This is a genomic window from Klebsiella sp. C349492 (genome assembly GCF_042055345.1).
GTDB classification, from domain to species: Bacteria; Pseudomonadota; Gammaproteobacteria; order Enterobacterales; family Enterobacteriaceae; genus Klebsiella; species Klebsiella scottii.
On record NZ_JANQCE010000008.1, the window covers coordinates 133122 to 157598 of the forward strand.

Sequence of the window (24477 nt, forward strand, 5' to 3'; positions counted from 1 at the left end):
TTCACCGCGATTAGCGCGCCAGTGCTGCAGCGCTCACTTCTTCCGCTACCCGCTCGGTAGCATCCGGAATCGAGACTCTACGCGCTCGTTCCGCCATATCCAGCAGCGTTTCCCGATCCCAGCCGGCCAGGGTTTGCGCCACGGCGTCAACCGTGAACTGGGGCTGTTCGAGAATTTTCGCGGCTCCCGCTTTCTCCAGCGGCAGCGCGTTCCAGTACTGCTGGCGATCCTTGTGCTGAAACGGCACAAACAGCGCCGGTAATCCTGCGGCGGCAATTTCGCTCACCGTCAGCGCACCGGAGCGACATACCACCACATCGGCCCAGGCATACGCCGCCGCCATATCATCAATAAATTCGGTCACCTTGTGCTGCGGCTGCCCGGCATCGGCGTAAGCCTGCTGTACCGTCTGCTGGCCGCCTTTACCGCTCTGATGCCAGATGGTCACCGCGCCGCCCAGCTTCCCGGCCACCAGCGGCATGGTCTGGTTCAATACGCGCGCGCCCTGCGAGCCGCCAACCACTAAAACGCGGGTCGGCCCCTGACGCCCAAACAGCCGCTGCTCCGGCAGAGGCAGCGCGAGCACATCGGTACGTACCGGGTTGCCCACCACGTCAGCGTGGGGGAACGCGCCGGGAAACGCCTGCATCACTTTCTTCGCAATTTTTGCCAGCCATTTATTGGTCAGGCCGGCAATACCATTCTGTTCGTGCAGCACCACCGGAATACCCAGCGACCACGCCGCCAGCCCGCCGGGGCCGGACACGTATCCGCCCATCCCCAGCACGACGTCCGGCTGGAAACGTTGCATAATCGCGCGCGCCTGACGCCAGGCGTTGAAAATACGTACCGGCGCCAGCAGCTGCGCCTTCAGGCCTTTGCCGCGCAGGCCGGAGATGCGGATAAAATCTATCTCAATACCGTGCTTTGGCACTAAGTCCGCTTCCATACGATCGGCGGTACCCAGCCAGCGAACCTGCCAGCCCTGGTCCATTAAATGGTGCGCGACCGCCAGCCCCGGGAACACATGCCCGCCGGTACCGCCCGCCATCACCATTAACCGCTTTTCCTGACCGCTCATCGAACACCCCGTGTAAACGCCTGCGCTTTTTCCAGACGCGTTTCATAATCAATACGCAACAGCAACATGATGGCCGTCGACATAATCAGCAAGCTGGAACCACCGTAGCTGATAAGCGGCAGCGTCAGGCCCTTGGTCGGCAGCATGCCCGCAGCCGCGCCGACGTTAACCAGCGCCTGGAAGCTAAACCAGATACCGATCGCACAGGCCAGAAAGCCGGAGAAACGGTGGTCAATCTCCAGCGCTTTGCGGCCAATGGACATGGCGCGAAAAGCGACGAAGAATACCATTAAAAGGGCCAGTACCACACCGATATAACCGAGTTCTTCGCCGATGATGGCGAAGATGAAGTCAGTGTGCGCCTCCGGCAAATACTCCAGCTTTTGTACCGAGTTGCCTAAGCCCTGCCCCCACATTTCGCCGCGACCAAAGGCCATCAGCGACTGGGTTAGCTGGTAGCCGCTGCCAAACGGATCCTCCCACGGGTTCCAGAAGGAGGTTACGCGGCGAATACGATACGGTTCGGCGAGGATCAGCAGCACCACCGCCGAGATCCCCATGCCGATAATGGCAATGAACTGCCACAGCTTAGCGCCGGCGAGAAACAGCATCGCCAGGGTCGTGACAAACAGCACAACCACCGTTCCGAGGTCCGGCTGCGCCAGCAGCAGAATCGCCAGCACGAAAATCACGCCCATCGGTTTCAGGAAGCCGCGCAGGTTATTGCGCACCTCATCGCCTTTACGTACCAGGTAGTTGGCGATGTAGCAGAACAGCGACAGCTTGGTAAACTCCGCAGGCTGAATACGCAGCGGGCCCAGCGCAATCCAGCGCGATGCCCCGTTTACCGAACTCCCGACCACCAGCACGATCAGCAGCATCACGATCGAGGCGATCAGCATCGCGGTGCTGTGCCGCTGCCAAAACACCATCGGCAGGCGCAGGGTCACCAGCGCGAGCCCCAGCGCCAGCAGAATGTAGAGTCCGTCGCGCTTGGCAAACAGAAAGGGATCGTTCGCCAGACGCTGACCAACCGGCATCGAGGCCGAGGTCACCATGATGAAGCCGACCGCCGCCAGGCCAAACGTCAGCCACAGCAGCATCCGGTCATACATCACCAGGCTGTCGTTATCTTTCTGCCGCGAGCCCATCACCCAGCCCTTCAGCGCGGCAAACAGCCAGGAGAAGATACGCATTCCCGGCAAACGCGGCAGCGTCAGTCGGGGCATTCTCAGGCGCGGGAGGGATAGACGCATCAGCCTAACTCCTTCGCCAGGCGGGTAAAGATATCCCCCCGTTGTTCGAAGTTTTTAAACTGATCGAGGCTGGCGCAGGCCGGTGACAGCAGCACCATATCGCCCGGCTTCAGCAGCGGCGCAATCTGACGCATCGCCTGCTCCATGGTTTCCGTCTGCGTCGCCGCCTCAGGGCGCAGCGCCGCCAGCTGCTCGCCGTCGCGACCGAAGCAGTAGAGGCGGATATTGTCGCCGGCCAGATAACGCTTCAGCGGGTCAAAATCAGCGGATTTGCCGTCACCGCCAAGCAGCAGATATAGCGTACCGTCCAGATGCAGACCGTTCAGCGCCGCTTCGGTGCTGCCAACGTTGGTGGCTTTGGAATCGTTAATCCAGCGCACGCCGTTATGATCCAGCGCCAGCTGGAAGCGGTGCGCCAGACCGGTAAACGTAGTCAGCGCCTTGAGGCTGCTGGCCCGCGGCAGGCCTGCGGCATCCGCCAGCGCCAGCGCCGCCAGGGCATTGCTGTAGTTATGCTGGCCGGTGATGTTCATCTCTTTGACGTTCAGCACTTTCTCACCTTTCACCCGCAGCCAGGTTTCTCCCTGCTGGCGGTTGAGGTGGTAGTCGCCGACGTCCACGCCAAAGCTGATGCAGCGGTCATCGGCGCCGCGCACCGGCATCGTCAATCCGTCATCAGCATTCACGATGCAGCTCTTCGCATTTTCATAAACGCGCAGTTTGGCCGCCCGATACTGCTGCAGGCCTAGCGGATAGCGGTCCATATGATCTTCGGTCACGTTGAGGATCGTCGCGGCAACCGCCCGCAGGCTGGAGGTGGTTTCCAGCTGGAAGCTGGAAAGTTCCAGAACATACAGTTCGCGTTCAGCATCCAGCAGCATCAGGGCCGGCAGGCCAATATTGCCGCCGACGCCGACGTTTACGCCGGCCGCTTTCGCCATTTCACCCACCAGGGTGGTGACGGTGCTTTTACCGTTTGAACCGGTAATCGCCACAACCGGCGCCTGCGCCTCGCGGCAGAACAGCTCGATGTCGCCAACGATTTCCACGCCGGCATCCGCCGCCGCGCTCAGAGAGGGGTGCGCCAGGGCGATACCCGGGCTTGCCACGATCAGATCGGCCGCCAGCAGCCAATCCTCGTTCAGGCCGCCAACGTAGCGCTCCACTTCTTCCGGCAGCTTATCCAGGCCTGAAGGCGCAGCGCGAGTATCCATGACGCGCGGCGTCACGCCGCGGGCCATGAAAAAGTCCACGCAAGACAGGCCGGTCATACCCAGCCCAATAATGACGACTTTCTTACCCTGATAATCTGCCATGATTAACGTACCTTCAGCGTCGCCAGGCCAATCAGCACCAGCATCAGCGAAATAATCCAGAAGCGCACGATCACGCGCGGTTCCGGCCAGCCTTTCAGTTCATAGTGGTGATGAATCGGCGCCATTCGGAAGATGCGCTGGCCGCGCAGCTTGAAGGAGCCGACCTGCAGAATGACCGACAGGGTCTCAACAACAAAAACGCCACCCATAATAACCAGCAGGAATTCCTGACGCAGCAGCACGGCAATGATGCCCAGCGCGCCGCCGAGGGCCAACGAACCCACGTCGCCCATAAAGACCTGAGCCGGATAGGTGTTAAACCACAGGAAGCCAAGGCCCGCGCCAACAATTGCCGTACAGACGATAACCAGTTCGCCGGCATGACGCAGATAGGGAATATGCAGGTAGTTGGCGAAGTTCATGTTGCCCGACGCCCACGCCACCAGCGCGAAACCGGCGGCAACAAATACGGTGGGCATAATCGCCAGACCGTCGAGGCCATCGGTGAGGTTAACCGCGTTGCCGGTACCGACAATCACAAAGTAGGCCAGCAGAATGTACAGCAGCCCCAGCTGCGGCATGATGTCTTTGAAGAACGGCACCACCAGCTGGGTGGCCGGCGTGTCTTTCCCGGCCATATACAGCGCAAAGGCAACCCCCAGCGCAATCACCGACATCCAGAAGTATTTCCAGCGGGCAATCAGGCCCTTGGTGTCTTTGCGTACCACCTTGCGATAGTCATCAACGAAGCCAATGATGCCGTAACCTATCAGCACCGTCAGAACGCACCAGACGTACGGGTTAGAGGGGTAAGCCCACAGCAGGACCGATACCACAATCGCGGTAAGGATCATGATCCCGCCCATGGTCGGCGTACCGCGTTTGCTGAAGTGAGATTGCGGACCGTCGTTGCGGACAACCTGGCCGAAAGCGAGTTTTTGCAGACGAGCGATCATACGCGGGCCCATCCACAAAGAGATGAACAGCGCGGTCAGCAGGCTGACGATGGCGCGAAACGTCAGGTAGGAAAAGACGTTAAAGCCTGAATAATATTTGACCAAATGTTCGGCCAGCCATACTAACATGTTCCATTCTCCTGTAATGCGCGTACTACCTCTTCCATGGCGGCACTACGTGAACCCTTCACTAAAATGGTCAAAATTTTATGCTCTGCGATAAGCTCGCGCAGACGAGTCGCCAGCGCGGATTTATCGCTAAAGTGCTCGCCCACGCCGCTGGCGGAGCTGATATCAGCGCTCAGCGCGCCGACGCTCAGTACCCGATCGAGTCCTGCAATCTTCGCCGCTTCGCCAACCTGACGATGGCAGGCGGCGCTTTCCGCGCCGAGCTCGGCCATATCGCCGACCACCAGCACCCGGTAGCCCGGCATTTCAGCCAGTACCTGCACCGCGGCGGTCATCGACCCGACGTTGGCGTTATAGGAATCATCAAGCAGCAGCTGATTTTCCGTAAGCCGGATCGGGAACAGGCGCCCAGGCACCGCGGTAAGCTGAGCCAGCCCGGCTTTCACCGCGGCTAAATCAGCGCCGACCGCCATTGCCAGCGAGGCTGCGGCCAGCGCGTTGGCGATATTATGGCGGCCCGGCAGCGGCAGCAGAACATCCACGCTCCCCGTTGGGGTTTGCAGGGTAAATTCCGTACCGTGGCTGGTGACATGAATATTGGTCGCCGTAAAGTCGCTGTTCGCGGCGTTTGGCGAGAAGCGCCAAACCTTACGATCGCCAATGACGCTCTGCCAGTTCAGCCAGTCGTTATTGTCGGCGTTGAGAATGGCGATGCCGTTTGCCGGCAGGCCGGTAAAGATTTCGCCTTTCGCTTTCGCCACGCCCGCCAGCGAGCCGAAGCCCTCAAGATGCGCGGCGGCCAGGTTGTTCACCAGCGCGGCTTCCGGACGCGTCAGATTAACGGTCCAGGCAATTTCGCCCTGGTGGTTGGCGCCCAGCTCAATCACCGCATACCGGTGCTCGTGAGTCAGGCGCAGCAGCGTCATCGGCACGCCAATATCGTTATTCAGGTTGCCGGCGGTATACAGCGTGGTGCCGCACTGTCCGAGGATCGCCGCGGTCATCTCTTTCACCGAGGTTTTTCCGGAGGAGCCGGTCAGCGCGACCACGCGCGCCGGTACCTGCTGGCGAACCCACGCGGCCAGCTCACCGAAAGCCAGGCGAGTATCTTTCACCACCACCTGGGGTAAATCGCACTCCAGCCTGCGGCTGACCAGCAGCGCGCCGGCGCCCGCCTGTTTTGCCTGCGCAGCAAAGTCGTGAGCGTCGAAGCGCTCGCCTTTGAGGGCTACAAACAGGCAGCCCGCCGTTATTTTGCGGGTATCCGATGTGACCTCATCGATGGCCAGATCGCTACCGTGCAGTTCGCCGCTGGCGATGTCGGCAAGCTGAGTGAGCGTAAAGCGAATCATGCTACCGTCCCCAGTAAGCGCGCGACGGTAACGCGATCGGAGTAGTCCAGGCGGCGGTTGCCGACAATCTGGTAATCCTCGTGGCCTTTACCCGCGACCAGCACCACGTCGCCCTCTTTCGCCTGCATAACGGCATTGGTCACCGCTTCCGCCCGACCTTCCATCACCTTCGCGTGCCCGGCATCAAGCATGCCGGCCAGGATATCGTTGATAATGGCGCGAGGCTCTTCGGTACGCGGGTTATCATCAGTGACAACGGCGATATCGGCGAACTCTTCGGCGATAGCGCCCATCAGCGGACGTTTGCCCTTATCGCGATCGCCGCCGCAGCCAAATACGCACCACAGCTTGCCGTTGCAGTGCAGACGCGCGGCCTGCAGCGCTTTTTCAAGCGCATCAGGCGTATGAGCGTAATCCACCACCACGGTCGCTTTGCCCGGCGCGCTAAAGACTTCCATGCGCCCGCAAACCGGCTGCAGACGAGAGGCCGTTTTCAGCAGCTCGGCCAGCGGATAGCCCAGCGCCAGCAGGGTAGCCAGCGCCAGCAGCAGGTTGCTGACGTTAAAGGCGCCCATCAGGCGACTTTCGACTTCGCCCTTGCCCCAGCTGGAATCAAACTGAACGGTCGCCCCGCTGTCGTGATAGCTCACCGCGGTTGCCTTCAGCCAGCGGCCGTGGCAGTTCGGATTAATATGGTCTTCCATCGATACCGCAACCGCATCCGGCAGCTTCGCCAGCCAGCGGCGGCCCACTTCATCATCGGCGTTGACGATCGCCTGACCGCAGTGGTGGGTGGAATAGAGCAGCCATTTCGCCGCTTCGTAGTGCGCCATATCACCGTGATAGTCCAGGTGATCGCGGCTCAGGTTGGTAAACACCGAGGCGGCAAACTGCAGCGCGGCTACGCGGTGCTGAACCAGGCCGTGGGAAGAAACCTCCATCGCCGCCAGGGTCGCGCCCTGCCCTGCCAGACCGGACAGCACGTGCTGAACGTCTACCGCAGAGCCGGTGGTATTTTCCGTCGGGATAACCTTGTCCAGCAGGCCGTTGCCTACCGTACCCATGACCGCACTGGTTTCGCCGAGCAGTTGGCCCCACTGAGCCAGTAGCTGAGTGGTGGTGGTTTTGCCGTTGGTCCCGGTTACGCCGATCAGGCGCAGCTGCTGCGAAGGCTGATGGTAAAAACGCCCGGCCAGCGCCGACAGGCGCTCGTTGAGCTGGCTAAGATAAATGACCGGCACGCCGTGCATTTCACGGATTTCACCGTCGCCAGCCTCATCTTTGGCCTCAGCTATAATGGCAGCAACACCTTGCGCTATCGCCTGCGGGATATAACGACGCCCGTCCGCCTGATGACCTAATACCGCGATAAAGAGATCCCCGGAAGCAGCCACCCGGCTGTCCAGCGTCATCTCTCGCAGAATTCGCTCCGGCGCATTTGGCACCCACGGAGCGAGAAGGTCGCGCAAATTACGATCTGCCACCTGTTCCCTCGCCTTGATTAATCACAAATTCACTTTTTTCGCCCGTTGCCAGCGCATCCGGTTCGATGTTCATGGTGCGCAGAACGCCGCCCATGATGGCACCGAAGACCGGCGCGGAAACGGCGCCGCCGTAGTATTTACCCGCCTGCGGGTCGTTGATCACCACCACCAGCGCGAAACGCGGGTGGCTGGCGGGCGCAACGCCTGCGGTGTAAGCAATATATTTATTGATGTAGCGGCCGTCCGGCCCCACTTTTTTCGCCGTACCGGTTTTGATCGCGATGCGATAGCCCTTAATCGCCGCCTTCACGCCGCCGCCGCCCGGCAGCGCCACGCTTTCCATCATGTGCACCACGGTACGAACGAGAGGTTCCGGGAAGACTCGCTCGCCCGGAACCGGTGGATCAACTTTAGTAATCGACAGCGGGCGATAAACGCCGTAGCTGCCGATCGTTGCGTAGACTCGCGCTAACTGTAACGGAGTTACCATTAGCCCATAGCCGAAAGAAAAGGTGGCCCTCTCTATGTCAGACCACCGTTGTTTTTGAGGGTATAAGCCACTGCGTTCTCCGACCAACCCCAAATTGGTCGCTTTTCCGAGCCCAAAACGTGAGTAAGTATCTACTAACGCTGAGGACGGCATCGCTAACGCCAGCTTGGAAACACCGACGTTACTCGACTTCTGTAGTACCCCGGTCAGGGTCAATTCGCTATAGCGCGCCACGTCTTTAATTTCGTGGCCGTTAATACGGTAAGGAATGGTGTTCAGCACGGTATTTTCATTGACGATCCCGCGCTGTAGCGCCGTCATCACCACCATCGGCTTCACCGTTGAACCCGGTTCGAAGACGTCGGTGATGGCGCGGTTACGCATGATATCTTTTGCCGTGCCGGAGAAATTATTCGGGTTGTAGGACGGGCTGTTGGCCATCGCCAGCACTTCGCCGGTGCTGACATCAACCAGCACCGCGCTTCCCGACTCCGCCTTGTTAAACGCCACCGCGTTGTTGAGTTCGCGATAAACCAGCGCCTGCAGGCGCTCGTCGATGCTCAGCGCGAGGTTATGCGCGGCCTGGCTGTCGGTGGAAGAGATATCCTCAATGACGCGGCCATAGCGGTCTTTACGCACGATACGCTCGCCGGGCTGGCCGGTAAGCCACTTGTCAAAGCTCTTCTCAACGCCCTCAATACCCTGGCTATCGACGTTGGTAAAACCGATAAGGTGAGAGGTGACTTCGCCTGACGGGTAGTAACGGCGCGACTCTTCGCGCAGGTGGATCCCCGGCAGCTTAAGCTTCCTGATGTAATCGGCCATATCAGGATTGACCTGGCGAGCCAGATAGATAAAGCGCATCCGCGGGTTGGTATTGATGCGCGACGCCAGCTGATCCAGCGGCATATTCAGCGCGTCCGCCAGCGCTTTCCAGCGATTGTCGAGAGTGACGCCGCCGGCATCGTGCAGCTCTTTCGGATCGGCCCAGATAGCCTTCACCGGCACGCTCACCGCCAGCGGGCGGCCCGAGCGGTCGGTAATCATCCCGCGCGCGGTAGACACTTCCTGTACGCGCAGGGAGCGCATATCGCCCTGACGCACCAGCATGTCCGGACTGATAACCTGGAGCCACGCCACGCGGCCCAGCAGGAAAGTCAGAGCCAGCAGAATACAGCCGCACAGCAACGCAAAACGCCAACTGATAAAGTTGGCCTGTTCTTCCTGACGTTTTGGTCTTGGCGTTTTCGGCGCTGCTTTCATGCGTCGCAATAATCCTTATTTTTGTACAACGATATTTTCTTGTGATGGATCGACATGTTGCATCTGCAACTTCTCGGTCGCGATCCGCTCAACCCGACTGTGATCGCCCAAGGCGTTCTCTTCGAGGATCAGGTTGCGCCATTCAATATCCAGCGCGTCACGTTCCAGAACCAGCTGTTCGCGCTGGGCGGTTAACAAACGGGTATGGTGCGCCGTCGTGACCACCGTAATTGCCGTAATGATGATGCAAATGAACAGACAGAGTGGCAGCTTCCCAAACCGCAGAAGATCGTCCCCGATAACGCCAGGCAAGGCATGGCGCTCGTTGCTTCCTAACGATCCTTTAACTTTGCTTAAGGCTTCTGTCACTCTGCCGATCATGCGTTCGTCCTCTCTGCAATGCGCAGAACTGAACTACGGGCGCGTGGATTCTCTGCCACCTCTTCTTCGCCCGGCATCAACTTGCCTAATGCTCGCAGCTCACGGCCGCCCAGTTTACTAAGCTGCTCTTCAGTCATCGGTAGCCCTGCCGGAACCTGCGGACCGCGGCTTTGCTCACGCATAAAGCGCTTCACAATACGGTCTTCCAGCGAGTGGAAACTGATGATAGAAAGCCGCCCGCCCGGGGCCAGCACGCTGAGCGAGCTTTTTAGCGCCTGCTCTATCTCCTCCAGTTCACTGTTCACCCAAATGCGCACCGCCTGGAAGGTACGGGTCGCGGGATGTTTGAATTTATCCTTCACCGGAGTCGCCGCCGTCACCACTTCCGCCAGCTCTTTCGTGCGGGTCATGGGCTCAACGCGGTTGCGCTCAACGATGGCGCGCGCGATGCGCTTACCGAAGCGCTCTTCGCCAAAGGTTTTAATAACCCAGGCGATATCGGCCTCTTCGGCCGTCTGCAGCCATTCGGCGGCCGACTGGCCGCGCGTCGGATCCATGCGCATATCCAGCGGGCCGTCGCGCATAAACGAGAAGCCGCGTTCCGCGTCATCAAGCTGAGGTGACGAGACGCCAAGATCGAGAAGAATACCGTCGATCTTGCCCGTCAGTTCGCGCTCACTAACATAATCTGCAAGCGCAGAAAAAGGTCCATGTACGATGGAAAAACGGGGGTCATCGATGGTCTTCGCCACGGCGATCGCCTGCGGATCGCGATCGATTGCCAGCAGGCGGCCTTCCGCTCCCAGCCGGGAGAGGATCAGGCGCGAGTGACCACCGCGACCAAAAGTGCCATCAATGTAGATACCATCCGGGCGAATATTCAGGCCGTTAACGGCTTCATCCAGAAGTACCGAAGTATGTTTAAAATTTTCCATCATTTTATAAAGACAAATCCTGCAGTCGCTCCGGCAGTTCCCCGGTTGCGGACTGCTCAGCGTCGATATCTTCCTTGACCCGTTGATACCAGGTCGTTTCATCCCACAGCTCAAACTTATTGAACTGCCCGACCAGCATCACTTCTTTTGTCAGCCCGGCATGCTGCCGTAACACCGGTGCGATCAATAGCCGCCCGGCATTATCCATCTGACATTCGCTGGCATGTCCCAGAAGCAGACGCTGTACGCGCCGCTCAGCGGGATTCATGCTCGATAAACGCGACAATTTTTGCTCGATGATTTCCCATTCAGGCAAGGGGTAAAGCAGCAGGCACGGGTGATGAATGTCAATGGTGCAAACCAATTGACCGGAAGCGCTCTCAATCAGCCCGTCGCGGTAACGCGTCGGTACGGCCAGACGGCCTTTGCTGTCGAGATTGACTAACGTTGCCCCACGGAACATGCCAGCCTCACCCCTTTTCGCCACTTTACCCCACAAATTCCCACCAGAAGGAGTTTACGGAGCGGAGGAAAAGCTTGTCAAGCCAGCACGAATACCAACGAAGCTTAAAAACCCATTATTTGCAGCCGATATTAGGCCTGATGATAAAATCATCAACAAACGAGGCAAATTAACGTCATGAATACGTGTAAGAAAACAACCAACAAATTCGTAACAGTTAAAAGCAACAAAATATCTTCGGCGGGAAAATATAAAGTGTCAGTTTGCGACGCGAGCGGCATTTTAGGCGATTCTGATGCCCGTTAACAGTGCCGGTTGTCACCGGAGAGGCTCTCTTGTCGCGGGGTGGAGAAGATTGTGGGTATTGTTTGCGATAAAATGAGTGTTAATTCAGCGATTAACTTAGTGAATGTAACAAAATAATACAAATATCGGCGGGGACATCTTTTCTTATACCCAGCAGATGCAAGAAAGGCCCTGCTCCAGAATAAAACAAAATAATACGTAAAGAAGTTTAGGGATTTGTCTGAAAGATATTCAGTTTTGCATTTTTAAGGCAATTTGTATGGATTATCGCCAGACGCGCGTCCGTCTGGCGAGCGGTAGAATTATCCCGGCAGCCTCCTGCCGGAAATATTCAACGACGGTTCAGGCTCCCGCGGCGATACAAATTCCGGCGAATCCGGCTTAGGCCAGGCTTTGGCTTGCGCGGTTCGTCGAGGCTGGCGAGGACAATCTCCAGCACGCGTTCGGCAACATCGCGGTGGCGTTGGGCCACTGCCAGCACCGGACACTGGAGGAAATCCAGCAGTTCGTTATCGCCGAAAGTCGCAATCGCCAGCTCGGATGGCAGCTTGCCTTCACGACGCAACGTCACGTCCATCACGCCCTGCAGCAGCGGGAACGAGGTGGTAAACAGCGCCTGCGGCATCGGATTCGTTTCCAGCCACTTCTCGAACAGCTGAGCCGCCGCTTCGCGCTCGTAGCTGTTAGCGTAGAGGTACTGCACCTCACGCGGATCGTCCTGCCACGCGGTCCGGAAGCCCTGCTCGCGCAGGAAGCTCACCGACAGCTCCGGCAGAGCGCCAAGATACAGCACGCTGTCGCCAGGGAATTTACGCAGCTCGGCGCCCAGCATTTCCGCATCGTCCCTATCGGCGCCCACCACGCTGGTGAAGTGTTCACGATCGAGCGCGCGATCGAGCGCAACAATCGGGAAAGGATCGTTGGCCCAGCGCTGATAGAACGGGTGCTCAGGCGGTAATGAGGTCGAAACGATAATGGCATCGACCTGGCGCTGCAGCAGATGCTCAATGCAGCGCATCTCGTTATCTGGCTGATCTTCCGAACAGGCGATCAGCAGCTGATAGCCGCGCTGGCGCGCCTGCCGCTCGAGGTAGTTAGCAATGCGGGTATAGCTGGTATTTTCCAGATCCGGAATGACCAGACCAATAGATCGCGTGCGTCCTGCACGCAGGCCGGCAGCGACCGCATTCGGATGATAGTTGTGTTCACGAACCACAGCCATCACCTTTTCGACCGTTTTATCGCTCACGCGGTACTGCTTCGCTTTACCGTTAATCACATAGCTAGCGGTGGTTCGCGAGACACCGGCCAGCCGGGCGATTTCATCCAGTTTCACAATTGCCCCTTGGGTAATTTAGTACAGAACATAACCTTTCTTCAGGTATGGATTCATTTTCATAACATCTAAACGCAGAACAGTTAGCACAGCAACCGGTTTTATCTCCAGTTCCTACCGATTTCGCAAAAAAATAGCCCGACAGTTTGTGCCGGGCTATTTTTACGTCATTTTCAGCGACTCAGCGCATTATTTTATCGCCGCGCGACAGGCCAACGACGCCAGAGCGAGCAACTTCAACTATTCTCGCGACGTCACGCAGCGAGGCGATGAATGCATCCAGCTTATCGCTGGTGCCAACCAGCTGAACGGTGTAGATAGACGGGGTGACATCAATAATCTGCCCGCGGAAGATCTCGGTGTTGCGCTTGACCTCTTCGCGGCCAAAGCCGCTGGCCTGCACCTTCACCAGCATAATCTCGCGCTCAACGTGCGAGTTTTGTCCAAGCTCGCTGACCCGCAGCACGTCCACCAGCTTATGCAGCTGCTTCTCGATCTGCTCAATCGCTTTCTCATCACCCACGGTCTGAATCGTCATCCGCGAGAGCGTCGGGTCGTCTGTAGGTGCCACCGTCAGGCTTTCAATGTTATACCCACGCTGCGCAAAGAGACCAATAACGCGCGATAAGGCGCCCGATTCGTTTTCCAGTAATACCGATAATATCCGGCGCATAATCAGGTTCTCTCCGTTTTGCTCAACCACATCTCGTCCATCCCGCCGCCGCGGATCTGCATCGGATACACGTGCTCGCTGCCGTCGACAGTTACATCGACGAAGACCAGACGATTATTACGCACCTGTTCCAGCGCTTCAGCCAGCTTCGGCTCAAGCTCCTGCGGCTCGTTGATGCGAATCCCTACGTGACCATACGCTTCTGCCAGGCGGACAAAATCCGGAAGTGACTCCATGTACGACTGCGAGTGACGGCCGGAGTAAATCATGTCCTGCCACTGCTTCACCATCCCGAGATAGCGGTTATTGAGGTTCAGCACCAGAACCGGCAGTTCATACTGCAGCGCGGTGGACAGCTCCTGGATATTCATCTGAATACTGCCGTCGCCGGTGACGCAAACAACGGTCTCCTCCGGCAGCGCCATCTTCACGCCGAGCGCCGCAGGCAGGCCGAAGCCCATCGTGCCCAGGCCGCCGGAGTTGATCCAGCGTCTTGGCTTATCAAAGGGATAATAGAGCGCGGCGAACATCTGATGCTGGCCAACGTCGGAGGTGACGTAGGCATCCCCGTTGGTCAGACGCCAGATGGTCTCGATTACCGCCTGCGGTTTGATCTTGCCGCTTTGCGTATCGTATTGCAGGCAGTGACGCGCGCGCCACTGCTCGATCTGCCGCCACCAGTCGCGGAGCTCATCCAGCGGCTGCTGCGCCTCTTCCTGCTCCAGCAGATCCAGCATCTGCTCCAGCACCTGACGAGCATCGCCAACGATCGGCACGTCCGCCGGCACCGTTTTCGAAATTGACGTCGGATCGATGTCGATATGCAGCACCGTGGCATTCGGGCAATATTTTGCCAGATTGTTGGTCGTGCGATCGTCAAAGCGGACGCCAACGGCAAAAATCACGTCGGAATTATGCATCGTCATGTTGGCTTCGTAGGTGCCGTGCATACCCAGCATGCCCAGCGCCTGCTGGTGCGTAGCCGGGAAAGCCCCCAGCCCCATCAGCGACGAAACGACCGGCAGATTAAGTTTTTCCACCAGACGATACAGCTGCTCTTCGCATTGGGCGTTAATCGCCCCGCCGCCCACGTACACCACCGGGTGTTTGGCCGCGATCAGCGTCTGCAGAGCGCGTTTAATCTGTCCTTTATGCCCGCTGGTCGTCGGATTATAGGAGCGCATGCTGACCGCATCCGGCCATACGTACGGCAGCTTGTTCGCCGGGTTGAGGATATCTTTCGGCAGATCGACGACAACCGGGCCAGGACGGCCGCTGGCCGCCAGCCAGAAGGCTTTCTTCAGGACGCCGGGGATATCTTCAGTTTGCTTAACCAGGAAGCTGTGCTTTACCACCGGCCGGGAAATACCGACCATGTCGCACTCCTGGAAAGCGTCGTAGCCAATCAGGGAAGTCGCCACCTGCCCGGAGAGGATCACCAGAGGGATAGAGTCCATGTAAGCCGTCGCAATACCGGTAATGGCGTTCGTTGCGCCGGGCCCGGAAGTCACCAGCACGACGCCGACTTCCCCCGTGGCGCGGGCGAGGCCGTCCGCCATATGTACCGCGGCCTGCTCGTGGCGGACCAAAATATGATCGATACCGCCGAGGGTATGTAACGCATCATAGATATCGAGGACCGCCCCCCCGGGATAACCGAATACTTGCTTGACGCCCTGATCGACAAGCGACTGGACGACCATCTCGGCTCCTGACAACATCTCCATGGTTTGCCTCCCGGCTTATTGTTTTTAACGACAGCGGAATTCAATTTCCGCGCGTTCGCACAAATGCGCAGAATCTCGTCTTCGCATTGAGGTGAATTGACTGCCTGCCTTTACCATAACTGGTCGCTAACGGGCAGGCAATTAGCCGCCGCGGGTACGCGAGAAGTATTAAAAGAATAAAAAAGAGGATTTAATAAAAAATCAGGTGGAAAACTTCACCGACAGTAAATGGCGCAAATCATTACTCGGACAAATCGCCGTGCCGCAGGAAATCATCCATTTTTCATCTGAATCTGCGGATAGCTGAGGCCGCCAAACAGAATAAAATTCTGTCTTACTACCCATTAACAGATAAAATCATTCGAAACGAGCCGCCGCGCTAGCCTCGGTCAACGGCAGGCCAGAATATCCCCTTCTACCCGATCACAAAGCAGGAGCCGCGGCTCCCGTTTGTGATTATGCAGAGACAGGTTAGCGCCGGCAAATACTGACCAGCAGTTCTTCCATCCACTGGTGGCCTTTATCGCGACCAGCGGCTTCGTGCCATGAAAGATAGCAGGTTCGGCTATTAACCTGCATCGGCAGAGTAACCAGCCGCAGGTTAAGCTTATCCGCGAATTCAGCCGCCAGCCAACGCGGCGCAATAGCCACCATTTGTGTTTGCGAAACCACGTTTAATACGCTGACCATCGCATTTCCCTGATAAGCAATTCGCGCCTGTTTATCGAGATTGTCATACCAGGGCTGGCTGAATGAAGCATAGCGATCCAGGGCCACAACCGCATGCTCTTCCCGATAAATGTCGTCTTCCGCCAGCAATTCGCTAATACGCGGATGTTGACGACTGGCGACTAATACCATCTCATCGTTAAACAGCGGTACGCAGGCAAATTCAGGGCGGCGAAACTCTTCATAGCCAACCACAAATTCAATTTCCTGATAACGTAATTGATGGTCAGTATTTTGATTCAGCGCCGATTTAAAAATCAAATGAATATTTGGCGCGGCGGCGCTAACTTTATTGAGGATCGTTGCCGTCAAATAGTTATCCAGCGGGCTGCAAACGCACAGATTAAACACCCGCTCGCTGCTTATTGGCTCAAAGCCGGAGCCCGGCAGTTCGTTCTGCACCAGCTGCAAAGCCTGACGCACCGAGCCAAACAGCTGGAACGCACGCGCCGTTGGCTGAATCCCGCGGCCATAGCGAACGAACAGCTCGTCATTAAACATCACCTTCAGGCGCGATACGGCGTTGCTGACCGCCGGCTGCGACATTCCCAGAGACTGTGCCGCCCGGGTGATATTTTGCTCCTGCATCACCGCATCAAAGACGGTGAGCAGATTGAGATCGACCATTCGTAGCTGAGGTTTTGTCACTTCCACCGCAGGGGCTGTTTGATATTCAATACTTTCAATTATCATATCTAATTTCACCATCAGGCTAAATTCCCTTTGCACAAGTACAGTAATTAATGCCGAAAATATCATTTAGCACGCATATGAAATTTGCAAAAGGGTAAAAATGAATTTTAGGAATATATCAAAGTTATGATTTCGACAAAAATAAGCATGATGAGAAAATGGCCGACTCATTTTAACTATATCGATTACTTGATGGTGTTAAGTTTACTCATAACTTATAAAGATAAACAACGGCAGGAATAGTTAAATTAAATTGAAGCAGCATTAAACTATCGATTAAATATACTATTAAAATTAACATGCCGTTATCATAGATAATTAACCTGAACTCATTTTAATATATTCACAGGGTAAATATCCTCAGTCTTTTCATTAAGATGCCAGCCATTACCGCCCCGGTAACGTGACGCCTTGAATGAAAAGAAATTTGTGCGAATGTTTTAAATAGTCTCGCCCCTGCCGCGGCGCCAAAAACGATTGTCGGCAAAAAAGCGCGATCTTCAGCACAATTAGCTAATTCAGTGACAAGGCAAAAAGGCGATTTTCCCCCTCAGGGGTTGACATCAAAAGGCGTATCCAGTAACTCTAAAGGCATATCGATTTCATCTGGAGCATGACGCAATGATTCGCAGCACTCGTTTCACCAGCCTACTACTACTAAACGCATCCAATTTGCGCGGTAGGCTGCTGGGCGACGTTAAGCGTTAGTCATCTTCCAGTAAGACTATAAAACCCGCGCCATTGCGCGGGTTTTTTTATGCTCGTCAGCAAGGCGCCCAGGACACCGATTAAGGATTTAACCATGAGCCAGCAAGTCATTATTTTCGATACTACCTTACGCGACGGGGAACAAGCGTTACAGGCCAGCCTGAGCGTTAAAGAGAAGCTGCAGATTGCCCTGGCCCTTGAGCGTATGGGCGTAGACGTGATGGAAGTCGGCTTCCCTGTCTCATCTCCGGGCGATTTTGAATCCGTACAGACCATCGCGCGTACCATCAAAAACAGCCGCGTTTGCGCCCTGGCTCGCTGCGTAGAGAAAGATATCGATGTCGCGGCCGAGTCATTAAAAATCGCCGAAGCGTTCCGTATTCATACTTTTATCGCCACCTCGCCGATGCACATCGCCACCAAGCTGCGCAGCACCCTCGATGAGGTGATTGAGCGCGCGGTGTATATGATCAAGCGCGCACGCAACTATACCGACGACGTCGAATTCTCCTGTGAAGATGCCGGCCGTACGCCAATTGCTGACCTGTCTCGCGTCGTGGAAGCCGCCATCCGCGCCGGCGCCACCACCATTAACATCCCGGATACCGTCGGCTATACCATGCCGTTCGAATTCTCCAACATCATTACCGGCCTGTACGATCACGTCCCGAACATCGACAAAGCGATCATTTCCGTTCACACCCATGACGATTTGGGCTTAGCCGTCGGCAACGCCATTGCCGCCGTCCACGCCGGCGCGCGCCAGGTTGAAGGCGCCATGAACGGTATCGGCGAACGTGCGGGCAACTGTTCGCTGGAAGAAGTCATCATGGCCATCAAGGTGCGTAAAGACATTATGGACGTACGCACCCGCATTAATCACAGCGAAATCTGGCGCACCAGCCAGACCGTCAGCCAGATTTGCAACATGCCGATCCCGGCGAACAAAGCCATCGTCGGCACCGGCGCTTTCGCCCACTCTTCCGGTATTCACCAGGACGGCGTGCTGAAGAACCGCGAAAACTACGAAATCATGACCCCGGAATCCATCGGCCTGAATCAGGTACAGCTGAACCTGACCTCCCGCTCCGGCCGCGCGGCGGTGAAACACCGCATGGAAGAGATGGGCTACAAGGAAAGCGACTACAACATGGACCACCTGTACGACGCGTTCCTGAAGCTGGCAGACAAAAAAGGTCAGGTCTTCGACTACGACCTGGAAGCGCTGGCCTTTATTAACAAGCAGCAGGAAGAGCCTGAGCATTTCCGCCTGGACTACTTCAGCGTTCAATCCGGTTCCAACGCCATCGCCACCGCCTCCGTCAAGCTCGCCTGCGGCGACGAAGTGAAGTCCGAAGCGGCTAACGGCAACGGCCCGGTCGATGCCGTATATCAGGCTATCAACCGCGTCACGGCGTATGACATCGAGCTGGTTAAGTATGGTTTAAGCGCCAAGGGCCACGGCAAAGATGCGCTGGGCCAGGTTGATATCGTCGTTAACTACAACGGCCGCCGCTTCCACGGCGTCGGGCTGGCGACGGATATCGTAGAGTCCTCGGCGAAGGCGATGGTTCACGTTCTGAACAACATCTGGCGCGCCGCTGAAGTCGAAAAAGAGTTGCAACGCAAAGCTCAAAATAACGAGAACAAGAAGGAAACTGTGTAATGTCGAAGAATTATCATATTGCTGTTTTGCCAGGTGATGGCATTGGCCCGGAAGTCATGAACCAGGCGATGAAAGTACTGGAAGCTGTCCGTAACCGTTTTGATATGCGCATTACCACCAGCCAGTATGACGTTGGCGGCATCGCCATCGACCGCCAGGGCACCCCGCTGCCGCAGGCAACCGTGGACGGCTGCGAGCAGGCGGACGCCATTCTGTTCGGCTCCGTCGGTGGCCCAAAATGGGAGCACCTGCCGCCCGCAGAGCAGCCGGAGCGCGGCGCGCTGCTGCCGCTGCGTAAACATTTCAAGCTGTTCAGCAACCTGCGTCCGGCGAAGCTGTACCAGGGGCTGGAAGAGTTTTGCCCGCTGCGCGCGGATATCGCCGCCAACGGCTTCGACATTCTGTGCGTCCGTGAACTGACCGGCGGCATCTACTTCGGCCAGCCGAAGGGTCGCGAAGGCAGCGGCCATCACGAAAAAGCGTTTGATACCGAGGTTTACCACCGCTTTGAAATCGAGCGCATTGCGCACATCGCGTTTGAATCGGCCCGCAAGCGCCGGAGCAAAGTGACCTCTATCGACAAAGCCAACGTGCTGCAGTCCTCCATTTTGTGGCGGGAAATCGTCGGCGAAATCGCCAAAGAGTACCCGGACGTTGAGCTGGCGCACATGTACATCGACAACGCCACCATGCAGCTGATTAAAGACCCGTCCCAGTTTGACGTGCTGCTGTGCTCCAACCTGTTCGGCGACATCCTGTCCGACGAATGCGCGATGATCACTGGCTCAATGGGCATGCTGCCGTCCGCCAGCCTCAATGAACAGGGTTTTGGCCTGTACGAGCCGGCAGGCGGCTCGGCGCCGGATATCGCCGGCAAGAACATCGCCAACCCGATCGCCCAGATCCTGTCGCTGGCGCTGCTGCTGCGCTACAGCCTCGATGCGGACGCTGCGGCAACGGCGATCGAAAGCGCGATCAACCACGCATTAGAAGAAGGCATCCGTACCGGCGATTTAGCGCGCGGTGCGGCGGCGGTCAGTACCGATGAAATGGGCGATATTATTGCCCGCTACGTCGCTGAAGGGGTGTAATCATGGCGAAGACGTTGTATGAAAAATTGTTTGATGCTCACGTGGTTTATGAAGCGCAAAACGAAACCCCGCTGCTGTACATCGACCGTCATCTGGTACACGAAGTAACCTCCCCGCAGGCGTTTGACGGCCTGCGCGCGCACAACCGCCAGGTGCGCCAGCCGGGAAAAACCTTCGCCACCATGGATCATAACGTTTCGACTCAGACCAAAGACATCAACGCGTCCGGCGAAATGGCGCGTATTCAGATGCAGGAGCTGATTAAGAACTGTAACGAATTCGGCGTTGAGCTGTATGACCTGAACCACCCGTATCAGGGTATCGTCCACGTGATGGGCCCTGAGCAAGGCGTGACCCTGCCGGGGATGACCATCGTCTGCGGCGATTCCCATACCGCGACCCACGGCGCGTTCGGCGCGCTGGCTTTCGGCATCGGGACCTCCGAAGTCGAGCACGTGCTGGCAACTCAGACCCTGAAGCAGGGCCGCGCCAAAACGATGAAGATTGAAGTCCAGGGCCAGGCGGCCCCCGGCATCACCGCTAAAGATATCGTGCTGGCGATCATCGGCAAAACCGGCAGCGCCGGCGGTACGGGCCACGTGGTCGAATTCTGCGGCGAAGCCATTCGCAACCTGAGCATGGAAGGCCGCATGACCCTGTGCAATATGGCCATCGAGATGGGCGCTAAAGCGGGCCTGGTGGCGCCGGACGCGACCACCTTTGATTACGTGAAGGGCCGTCTGCACGCGCCTAAAGGCGAGGACTTTAGCGAAGCGGTCGCTTACTGGGAAACCCTGACCACGGACGCCGATGCCACCTTTGACACCGTCGTCATCTTACAGGCCGCAGAGATTGCTCCGCAGGTCACCTGGGGAACCAACCCAGGCCAGGTTATCTCCGTCACCGACATGATCCCCGATCCGGCCTCTTTCGCCGATCCGGTAGAGCGCGCGAGCGCGGAAAAAGCGCTGGCCTATATGGGCCTGAAGCCGGGCATCCCGCTGACCGAAGTCGCAATTGATAAAGTCTTTATCGGCTCCTGTACCAACTCGCGCATTGAAGACTTACGCGCGGCGGCGGAGATCGCCAAAGGACGTAAAGTGGCGCCAGGCGTGCAGGCATTAGTGGTGCCTGGTTCAGGCCCGGTGAAAGCCCAGGCGGAAGCAGAAGGCCTGGATAAAATCTTTATCGAAGCCGGTTTTGAATGGCGCCTGCCGGGCTGCTCCATGTGTCTGGCGATGAACAACGACCGCCTGAACCCGGGCGAGCGCTGCGCATCCACCAGCAACCGTAACTTTGAAGGCCGTCAGGGCCGCGGCGGACGTACCCACTTAGTCAGCCCGGCAATGGCCGCAGCGGCGGCCGTTAGCGGCCATTTTGCCGACATCCGCGACATCAAATAAGGAGACCATCATGGCAGAGAAATTTACCCAACATACGGGCCTGGTGGTGCCGCTGGATGCCGCAAACGTCGATACCGATGCGATCATTCCCAAGCAGTTCCTGCAGAAAGTCACCCGCACCGGTTTTGGCGCGCATCTGTTCAACGACTGGCGCTTCCTCGATGATCAGGGACAGCAGCCGAATCCGGAATTCGTCCTCAACTTCCCGGAGTACAAAGGCGCCTCGATTCTGCTGGCGCGGGAAAACTTCGGCTGCGGCTCCTCGCGTGAACATGCGCCGTGGGCATTGACCGATTACGGCTTTAAAGTGGTTATCGCCCCCAGCTTTGCCGATATCTTCTACGGCAACAGCTTTAACAACCAGCTGCTGCCGGTCACGCTGAGCGACGAGCAGGTCGACGAGATGTTTAAGCTGGTGCAGGCCAACCCGGGCATTAAGTTCGAGGTGGATCTGGAAGCCGAAGTGGTTAAAGCGGGCGACAGGTCGTACAGCTTTAAAATCGACGCCTTCCGCCGCCACTGCATGCTTAACGGCCTCGATAGCATCGGCCTGACGCTGCAGCACGAAGAGGCGATCTCCGCCTACGAGAATAAGCAGCCGGCCTTTATGAACTAAAGCCGCCAGCGGCTCCCCTGCCCGGTCCACTGACCGGGCATTTTTTTATGCCTTCTCAGCGACAGAAGGCCTCAGGAAATACGCACAGGCGCTGATATGACGACAACCGTTACGGTGAAGAACATCACCTTCCAGGAAGGTTCAACCCACATTTGCGTTCCGCTGATGGGCCAAACCCTCGATGAGCTGAAGGCCCGTGCTCGGGCGCTGGCGGAGGTCGACGCCGATATTATCGAATGGCGTGCCGACGGCTTTGCGCAGGTTGGCGAAAGCGAGCAGGTAATGCTGGCGCTGGCTGACATTCGCCAGATCCTCGCCGATACGCCGCTGCTGTTCACCTTCCGTAGCCAAAAAGAGGGCGGCGAGGCGCAGCTCGACGAGGCGGACTATTTTGCGCTTAACCGTCAGGTCGCGCTCAGCGGGCTGGTCGAGGTGATTGATATTGAGCTCTTCAACGATGAATCGCAGATCCGATCGCTGATCGACGATGCCCATGCCGCCGGCGTTAAGGCGATCGTCAGCAATCATGATTTCCAGAAGACGCCGCCCGAGGAAGAGATTATTCGCCGCCTCTGCCGCATGCAGGAGCTGGGCGCCGACCTGCCGAAAATAGCGGTCATGCCGCAATCTCCGCAGGATGTGCTGACGCTACTCTCCGCCACGCTGTCCATGAAAGAGAAGTACGCTACCCGCCCGATCATCACCATGTCGATGGGCAAAATGGGCGGCATCAGCCGGGTTACCGGGCGACTGTTTGGCTCAGCGATGACGTTCGGCAGCGCGGGCCAGGCCTCCGCGCCGGGGCAAATCGCCATCCGGCAGCTGCGGGAAACGATCGATATCCTCTCCTGAATCCTGCCGCCCGCGGCGCTCCGCGAGCGGGTAACGGGCTAGATATCTTTAACTTTGCAGGTCAAAAACAGGGTGACCAGCGAAATCGCCGCAATCGCCCAGTAAACGCTGGCGTGGCCGTAGCTTTGCGACAGCGCCCCCTGCAGCACGCCGGCCAGGATTACGCCGGTGGAAATACTGTTGGTAAACAGCGTGGTGGCCGCTCCCGCGCGTCCCGGCATCAGGTCCTGGAACCACAGCATGCCGATCCCGGCGACAATACCGATAAAAATCGCGTTAAACAGCTGCAGCGCCAGCAGCGCCGTGCGGTCGTGGAACAGGATCAGCCCGGCGTAGAACAACACCCCGGCGGCCACGGCGGCGACCATCATGCTACGCTTGCCCCAGCGTTTGACATAGTAGCCCGCAAGGATCATCGCCGGGATCTCCAGCCCGGCCGCGGTGCCCATTAAGATCCCGGCCAGGCTATCCGGCAGGCCGAGATCGCTGCTGATCCACAGCGGCATATCGATGATGTACATGGTGTTGCAGGTCCACATCAGCGTCGAGGCGATAAACAGCATACGCACGTTTTTATCCTGCCAGCCGCCGGCCTGCGCCACCGCGCCTGCCGCCTCCGAAGGCTGCTCCACCCGCGCCACCGACGGCAGCTTACAGGCGATCAGCGCCAGGCTAATCACAAAAATAGCGGCCGCAATGGAGAACATGGTGGTAAAGCCGTAGTTCAGCGCCAGCATAAAGGCCAGCGGCGGGCCGATAACCCACGCCAGCGACAGCTGGGCGCGCATGATTGAACTGAACATCACCACTTCCCGCGCCGAGCTGTCGGCATACTCCCGCGCCAGGGCGAACAGCTGCGGCATCGCGGCATTGGCGATGGATGCCAGCATTACGCCGCAGGTAATCAGGGTTAAGTAGTGGCGATTAAACGCAAACAGCAGCGCGTTGCCCACGGCCATCAGACAGCAGAACATAATCAGCCGGCGGCGGTCGCCCTGGCTATCGGATCGCTTCGCCAGCGCCAGGCTGACCGCGATCCCGGCAATGGCGTTAACGGTATAAAACAGCCCAACCCAGAAAGGCTGCGCACCTACTTCGCGGCTGAGAAACAGGCTGAGCGTCGGGGCCTGCAGCGCGCCGGCAATCCCCATCATAAAAGCGACCAGCATAAAAGCCGCGTAGACGCCGTTAAGCCGCCGCCCCATTGTCATTAACCACAGCATGTCATGTCCTTAGCACGCGAAGAAAACGAAAAAAGCCAGCAGAAGTCATCTGCTGGCGGGTGATTTTATACTCAATCGATTTCAGGTTACAGGCAGGCGGCCATTATGAGCGGACCGCGGCAACGCCGGGAACGTGAAAGACGACAGGTACGCACCAATACTCAGTCACACATGATGTCTGCAAGTTAACGCTCAGAGGTCGGTGACGTAACTCCCCACTGCATCAGCTCGCCGAGTATTTCCTGCTGTCGTCCTGCCATCAGGCGGGCTAGCCATGACGCATCCTGCGTCGCAGAAAAGTAGCGTTGGTAGAACTGCTTAGCGGTTGACCTCATCATATTCATCTCC

Annotated in this window: 22 protein-coding genes; 6 read left to right on the forward strand and 16 right to left on the reverse strand. The window is 57.5% G+C overall.

Translation table 11 applies throughout. The features are described 5' to 3' along the window. Positions 1-10 precede the first annotated feature (10 nt). The 14 genes from murG to leuO all read right to left on the reverse strand — a co-directional run bounded on the left by murG (position 11) and on the right by leuO (position 16588). Positions 11-1081 carry an undecaprenyldiphospho-muramoylpentapeptide beta-N-acetylglucosaminyltransferase gene (murG, locus tag NWP14_RS24230; protein ID WP_095103773.1) on the reverse strand — a complete coding sequence of 357 codons (1071 nt, stop codon included), beginning with the start codon at positions 1079-1081 and terminating at the stop codon, positions 11-13. Next, positions 1078-2337 (reverse strand): cell division protein FtsW, encoded by a 1260-nt coding sequence (gene ftsW / locus NWP14_RS24235; protein ID WP_095103774.1) that lies wholly within the window; start codon positions 2335-2337, stop codon positions 1078-1080. Before ftsW ends, murG begins: the two co-directional genes overlap by 4 nt. Further along, entirely contained in the window at positions 2337-3653 is a 1317-nt protein-coding gene (gene murD, locus NWP14_RS24240) for a UDP-N-acetylmuramoyl-L-alanine--D-glutamate ligase (protein WP_375216119.1), read from the reverse strand. Before murD ends, ftsW begins: the two co-directional genes overlap by 1 nt. Positions 3654-3655: 2 nt before the next feature. Continuing rightward, entirely contained in the window at positions 3656-4738 is a 1083-nt protein-coding gene (gene mraY / locus NWP14_RS24245) for a phospho-N-acetylmuramoyl-pentapeptide-transferase (protein ID WP_095103777.1), read from the reverse strand. Beyond that, positions 4732-6090, reverse strand: a complete 1359-nt coding sequence (murF, locus tag NWP14_RS24250; protein WP_375216120.1) for a UDP-N-acetylmuramoyl-tripeptide--D-alanyl-D-alanine ligase — start codon at positions 6088-6090, stop codon at positions 4732-4734. The genes mraY and murF overlap by 7 nt, the downstream gene beginning before the upstream one ends. After that, positions 6087-7574: a UDP-N-acetylmuramoyl-L-alanyl-D-glutamate--2,6-diaminopimelate ligase gene (gene murE / locus NWP14_RS24255; protein WP_375216121.1), complete on the reverse strand. Its 1488-nt coding sequence runs from the start codon at positions 7572-7574 to the stop codon at positions 6087-6089. Before murE ends, murF begins: the two co-directional genes overlap by 4 nt. Beyond that, positions 7561-9327: a peptidoglycan glycosyltransferase FtsI gene (locus NWP14_RS24260; RefSeq protein ID WP_041144043.1), complete on the reverse strand. Its 1767-nt coding sequence runs from the start codon at positions 9325-9327 to the stop codon at positions 7561-7563. The genes murE and NWP14_RS24260 overlap by 14 nt, the downstream gene beginning before the upstream one ends. Before the next feature lie 15 nt (positions 9328-9342). After that, positions 9343-9708: a cell division protein FtsL gene (gene ftsL / locus NWP14_RS24265; protein WP_004857854.1), complete on the reverse strand. Its 366-nt coding sequence runs from the start codon at positions 9706-9708 to the stop codon at positions 9343-9345. Further along, positions 9705-10646 (reverse strand): 16S rRNA (cytosine(1402)-N(4))-methyltransferase RsmH, encoded by a 942-nt coding sequence (rsmH, locus tag NWP14_RS24270; protein ID WP_095103780.1) that lies wholly within the window; start codon positions 10644-10646, stop codon positions 9705-9707. Before rsmH ends, ftsL begins: the two co-directional genes overlap by 4 nt. 1 nt (position 10647) lies before the next feature. Continuing rightward, positions 10648-11106 (reverse strand): division/cell wall cluster transcriptional repressor MraZ, encoded by a 459-nt coding sequence (gene mraZ / locus NWP14_RS24275; RefSeq protein WP_041144041.1) that lies wholly within the window; start codon positions 11104-11106, stop codon positions 10648-10650. A 637-nt stretch (positions 11107-11743) separates the two neighbouring features. Beyond that, positions 11744-12748 (reverse strand): catabolite repressor/activator, encoded by a 1005-nt coding sequence (cra, locus tag NWP14_RS24280; protein WP_095103783.1) that lies wholly within the window; start codon positions 12746-12748, stop codon positions 11744-11746. Positions 12749-12929: 181 nt separating this feature from the next. Next, positions 12930-13421, reverse strand: a complete 492-nt coding sequence (gene ilvN, locus NWP14_RS24285; RefSeq protein ID WP_041144039.1) for an acetolactate synthase small subunit — start codon at positions 13419-13421, stop codon at positions 12930-12932. A 2-nt stretch (positions 13422-13423) separates the two neighbouring features. Further along, complete coding sequence (gene ilvI, locus NWP14_RS24290; protein WP_095103784.1) at positions 13424-15148, reverse strand: acetolactate synthase 3 large subunit; 1725 nt, start codon at positions 15146-15148, stop codon at positions 13424-13426. Positions 15149-15619: 471 nt separating this feature from the next. Continuing rightward, on the reverse strand, positions 15620-16588 hold the full coding sequence (gene leuO / locus NWP14_RS24295; protein WP_331834604.1) for a transcriptional regulator LeuO: 969 nt from the start codon (positions 16586-16588) through the stop codon (positions 15620-15622). Between the two features lie 603 nt (positions 16589-17191). Between leuO and leuL the strand changes: the two genes are divergently transcribed. The 6 genes from leuL (at position 17192) to aroD (ending at position 22906) form a co-directional block, all read left to right on the forward strand. Beyond that, positions 17192-17278: a leu operon leader peptide gene (leuL, locus tag NWP14_RS24300; protein WP_115193567.1), complete on the forward strand. Its 87-nt coding sequence runs from the start codon at positions 17192-17194 to the stop codon at positions 17276-17278. Between the two features lie 94 nt (positions 17279-17372). Beyond that, a complete protein-coding gene (gene leuA, locus NWP14_RS24305; protein ID WP_095103785.1) occupies positions 17373-18944 on the forward strand; it encodes a 2-isopropylmalate synthase in 1572 nt (523 codons plus the stop codon). Next, positions 18944-20035 (forward strand): 3-isopropylmalate dehydrogenase, encoded by a 1092-nt coding sequence (leuB, locus tag NWP14_RS24310; RefSeq protein ID WP_375216122.1) that lies wholly within the window; start codon positions 18944-18946, stop codon positions 20033-20035. The genes leuA and leuB overlap by 1 nt, the downstream gene beginning before the upstream one ends. Before the next feature lie 2 nt (positions 20036-20037). Next, the gene (leuC, locus tag NWP14_RS24315) at positions 20038-21438 is read left to right on the forward strand and encodes a 3-isopropylmalate dehydratase large subunit (RefSeq protein ID WP_331834557.1); all 1401 of its coding nucleotides are present in this window, start codon (positions 20038-20040) and stop codon (positions 21436-21438) included. Between the two features lie 10 nt (positions 21439-21448). Then, a complete protein-coding gene (gene leuD, locus NWP14_RS24320) occupies positions 21449-22054 on the forward strand; it encodes a 3-isopropylmalate dehydratase small subunit (RefSeq protein ID WP_095103788.1) in 606 nt (201 codons plus the stop codon). A gap of 96 nt (positions 22055-22150) precedes the next feature. Continuing rightward, positions 22151-22906, forward strand: coding sequence for a type I 3-dehydroquinate dehydratase (gene aroD, locus NWP14_RS24325; protein WP_346430402.1), 756 nt, complete (start codon positions 22151-22153; stop codon positions 22904-22906). Positions 22907-22944: 38 nt separating this feature from the next. Here aroD and NWP14_RS24330 read toward each other — a convergent pair whose 3' ends face one another. Together NWP14_RS24330 and sgrT are read right to left on the reverse strand one after the other, a co-directional pair. Next, complete coding sequence (locus NWP14_RS24330; RefSeq protein WP_095103791.1) at positions 22945-24129, reverse strand: sugar efflux transporter; 1185 nt, start codon at positions 24127-24129, stop codon at positions 22945-22947. Positions 24130-24314: 185 nt separating this feature from the next. Further along, positions 24315-24467 carry a glucose uptake inhibitor SgrT gene (sgrT, locus tag NWP14_RS24335; protein WP_095103793.1) on the reverse strand — a complete coding sequence of 51 codons (153 nt, stop codon included), beginning with the start codon at positions 24465-24467 and terminating at the stop codon, positions 24315-24317. Between the last annotated feature and the right edge of the window lie 10 nt (positions 24468-24477).